The sequence below is a fragment of the Nocardiopsis sp. RV163 genome (genome assembly GCF_001029525.1).
Classification (GTDB): Bacteria; Actinomycetota; Actinomycetes; order Streptosporangiales; family Streptosporangiaceae; genus Nocardiopsis; species Nocardiopsis dassonvillei.
The window spans coordinates 1-3,425 of record NZ_LEKI01000288.1 but is presented as its reverse complement, the minus strand read 5'-3'; the positions used below and the strand labels follow the sequence as shown (position 1 = coordinate 3,425).

The 3,425-nt window shown below is 76.2% G+C and carries 3 protein-coding genes; all 3 read left to right on the top strand.

Annotated elements, in window-relative coordinates; genetic code table 11:
* Nucleotides 1–847: VWA domain-containing protein (locus ABD54_RS26070; protein WP_047872200.1), on the top strand; the 847-nt coding region annotated here is incomplete at its 5' end.
* Complete coding sequence (cobO, locus tag ABD54_RS26065) at nt 847–1,461, top strand: cob(I)yrinic acid a,c-diamide adenosyltransferase (RefSeq protein ID WP_047872199.1); 615 nt, start codon at nt 847–849, stop codon at nt 1,459–1,461. The genes ABD54_RS26070 and cobO, both read left to right, overlap by 1 nt.
* A 170-nt stretch (nt 1,462–1,631) precedes the next feature.
* On the top strand, nt 1,632–3,143 hold the full coding sequence (locus ABD54_RS26060; protein ID WP_047872198.1) for a cobyrinate a,c-diamide synthase: 1,512 nt from the start codon (nt 1,632–1,634) through the stop codon (nt 3,141–3,143).
* Nucleotides 3,144–3,425: the final 282 nt, after the last annotated feature.

Sequence of the window (3,425 nt, the reverse complement as noted above, 5' to 3'; positions counted from 1 at the left end):
GCCGGGTCCGGTAGGGGGCGGCGGCTCCGGCGCCTCCCCGACCACCGCCGGAGCCGCCGCCCCCTACCGGACCCGGCTGCTCACCGTGCGGGGCTCCGGCGAAGGCGCCGACGGCAGGCGCAGCCGGGCCGTGGGCACGCGGGGCCGCCGGATCGGCGCCGCCGAGCCCGGCCGGGGTGCGGGCAGCGCGGTCCACCTGGTGGAGACCGTGCGGGCCGCCGCGCTGCGGCCCCAGGAGGGCGGCCGACTGCGGCTGCGCCCCCGCGACCTGCGCGTCGCGGTCCGCGAGGGGCAGGAGACCAACCTGGTGCTGTTCTGCGTGGACGCCTCCGGCTCCATGGCGGCGCGCAGGCGCATGACCGAGGTCAAGACCGCGATCCTGTCCCTGCTCCTGGACGCCTACCGGCGCCGCGACAAGGTCGGCCTGGTCACCTTCCGGGGGCGCGAGGCAGAACTCGCCCTGCCGCCGACCCGGTCGGTGGACGTGGCCGCCGCCCGCCTCGACGACCTGCCCGCCGGGGGGCGGACCCCGCTGGCCGAGGGCCTGGAGGAGGCGGCCCGCGTCCTGCGCCGCGAGCGGCTGCGGGACCCGAGGCTGCGCCCGCTCCTGGTCGTGGTCACCGACGGCCGGGCCACCGGCGGCAAGGGGGCGGTGGGCCGCGCGATGGCCGCCGCCGACCACGTCGCCGGACTGGGCGTGACCACCGTCGTGGTGGACGGCGAGTCCGGACCGCTGCGCCTGGGCCTGGCCGCCGCCCTGGCCGCCCGTCTGGGCGCCGACCACATGCCCGTCAACCAGGTCAGCGCCGACGCGCTGGGCACCGCCGTACGAGAGAGGGCCGCCTGATGCCCAAGGGACAGCCGCTCGTCGTGCCCGACGACGGGCTCACCACGCGCCAGCGCCGCAACCAGCCCCTGTTCGCCGTGCACACCGGTGACGGCAAGGGCAAGTCGACCGCCGCGTTCGGCCTCGCGCTGCGCGGCTGGAACCAGGGATGGCGAATCGGGGTGTTCCAGTTCGTCAAGTCGGCGAAGTGGCGCATCGGCGAGCAGACCGTGCTGGAACGCCTGGGCGAGCTGCACGAGCAGACCGGCGAGGGCGGCCCGGTCGAGTGGCACAAGATGGGTTCGGGCTGGTCGTGGAGCCGCCGCAAGGGCGACGCCGAGGACCACGCGGCGTACGCCGCCGAGGGCTGGGCGGAGATCAGGCGAAGGCTCGCCGACCAGACGCACGACCTGCTCATCCTGGACGAGTTCACCTACCCGCTCAACTGGGGCTGGGTCGACGTCGAGGACGTCCTGGCCGCGCTGCGGGACCGCCCCGGCCGCCAGCACGTGGTGATCACCGGCCGCCGCGCCGACCCGCGGCTGCTGGAGGCCGCCGACCTGGTCACCGAGATGACCAAGGTCAAGCACCCCATGGACGCCGGGCGCAAGGGACAGCGGGGCATCGAGTGGTGACCTCCCGGGGCGCCTCGGAGGGTTCGCGAAGGCGGACGGCAGGGCCCGCGGAGGCCGCCGAGGAGTACGCGGGAACCGGAGAAGCGGGTGCCGGACCGATGCCGTCGGCCCGGCCGACGGGGCTGCTCCGGCCGACACCGCGTGCACGGCCGACGGCGCTGCCCCGGCTGATGATCGCCGCGCCCATGACCGGGCAGGGCAAGACCACGGTCGCGACCGGGCTGATGGCGGCGCTGCGCGACGCCGGGTACGCGGTGAGCGGGCACAAGGTGGGCCCCGACTACATCGATCCCGGCTACCACGCCCTGGCCACCGGGCGTCCGGGCCGCAACCTGGACCCGCACCTGGTCGGCGTGGAGCGGGTGGCGCCGCTGCTGCTGCACGGGGCGCGCGGCGCGGACGTCGCCGTCATCGAGGGCGTGATGGGCCTGCACGACGGGCGGCTGGGCACGGACGGGTTCGCCTCGTCCGCGCACGTCGCGGCCCTGACGCGGACACCGGTGGTGCTGGTGGTGGACGTGTCGCGGATGTCGCGTTCGGTGGGCGCGCTGGTGGCGGGGATGGCCGCCTACGACCCGGCGGTCGAGGTGGTCGGGGTGATCCTCAACCAGGCGGGTTCGGCGCGCAACGTCGCCGAGATCATCCGGGCCACGCATCTGCCGGTCCTGGGCGTGGTCCACCGCGACGAGCGGCTCGCCAGCCCGTCCCGGCACCTGGGGCTGGTCCCCGCGTCGGAGCGGGCGGAGTCGGCGCGCGTGGTCGAACGGCTCGGGGAGCACGTCGCGCGCCAGGTGGACCTGGACGCGCTGCTCGCGGTGGCCCGCTCCGCGCCCGCGCTGGACGCCCGGCCCTGGGATCCGGCACGGGCGCTGGGAACACCCGTTCCGGGGCCCCAGCCCGAGGGCCCGGCACGTGAGAAGTCAGCTCCCGGTACCCCGCTCGGAGGCCAACTGCGGGCGCGAAAGGAGTCCCACGCCGCGCACACAGGCCATGAGCCCCACACGGCTCGTACCCCTGGTGATCCTTGTGAGCGTCACGCAGCCCACACGGACCCCGGGCCCCACGCGCCCCCCGTGCCCCGGCGGCCGGTGGTCGCGGTGGCGGGCGGCCGGGCCTTCACCTTCCGCTACGCCGAGACCGAGGAACTGCTCGCCGCCGCCGGGTGCGAGATCGTCGCCTTCGATCCGCTGAGTGACACCGCGCTGCCACCGGGCACCGGGGGCGTCTACCTCGGCGGCGGCTTCCCCGAGGTCTACGCCGGTGAGCTCGCCGCCAACCGCGGCCTGCTGGCCCAGTTGCGCGAGGCGGTGCGGGACGGGGTGCCGACCGTCGCCGAGTGCGCGGGTCTGCTCTACCTGGCCGAGTCGCTCGACGGCGAACCCATGGCCGGGGCCGTCCCCGCGCGCGCCCGGATGACGGGGCGGCTCACCCTGCGCTACCCCGAGGCGGTCTCACCGGGGGACACCCTGCTGACCCGGGCCGGAGAGCGGGTCACCGGGCACGAGTTCCACCGCACCGCGACGGCCCCCGGCGCCTGCGGCGACCGTCCGGCGTGGGAGATCGAGGGAGCGCCGGAGGGCTTCGCCTCGCCGACGCTGCACGCCTCCTACCTGCACGTCCACTGGGCCGGGCACCCGGGGCTCGCCGCCCGCTTCGCGGAGGCCGTGCGCGCCGCCGCCTGACCGGGCACCGCGGACAGCGGTACCGGGCCGAGGCCCCCTCAGCGGAGCCGGAGCACACGCCCTGACCGTCCGAATACGGGGCCGTGTGTGTCCGCGCGACCCGAGCGCCACCTTTCCCGGGCCCGACGATGGCCGGGTTCGCATGGCGGTACCGACCCCGGCCATCGCCCGGAGTCCACGTACCGAGCCCCTCGGGGACCGCACGTGCCCTGAGCGAAGCGTTGGCCCAGAATGTGCGCTGGAGGAGCCCACCATGACCGTTGCGGACCACCACCCACCGCC

What these genes read in the sequence shown, in the direction of transcription:
- cobO (WP_047872199.1), top strand. Translation starts at nt 847, where the DNA reads ATGCCCAAGGGACAGCCGCTCGTCGTGCCCGACGACGGGCTCACCACG.
- ABD54_RS26060 (WP_047872198.1), top strand. Translation starts at nt 1,632, where the DNA reads ATGATCGCCGCGCCCATGACCGGGCAGGGCAAGACCACGGTCGCGACC.